Annotated in this window: 1 protein-coding gene; it reads right to left on the bottom strand. The window is 70.3% G+C overall.

Translation table 11 applies throughout. The features are described from left to right. Nucleotides 1-249 (bottom strand): hypothetical protein (locus RVY79_RS20970; protein ID WP_317466540.1); only part of this gene is annotated, 249 nt, incomplete at both ends.

Genomic DNA, 249 nt, shown 5'->3' with positions numbered 1-249 from the left:
ATCGCGTTCGCGCGGCAGCTCACGCGCCTGGTTCACCGCCTGCGCGGTCAGGTGTTCGGCTGACCACAGCGGTGTCCGGGTCGCCGAGGACACGAGCACCGCGTAGGCGCGGTAGCAGAGCAGGTGGCTGGCGCCAGCGTGCTTGCTGGACAGCACCTTCGGTTGCGCGCCGTCCGCGACCGATGCGCCGCAGTGATCGGGAGAGGCGCCGGCGACCTGGAGGAAGGCAGAGAGGGCAACGAAGAGCAG

The sequence above is a fragment of the Chromohalobacter sp. HP20-39 genome (assembly GCF_033052815.1).
Classification (GTDB): Bacteria; Pseudomonadota; Gammaproteobacteria; order Pseudomonadales; family Halomonadaceae; genus Chromohalobacter.
The sequence above is the reverse complement of the archived record's forward strand: the minus strand, read 5'-3'. Positions and strand labels throughout refer to the sequence as shown.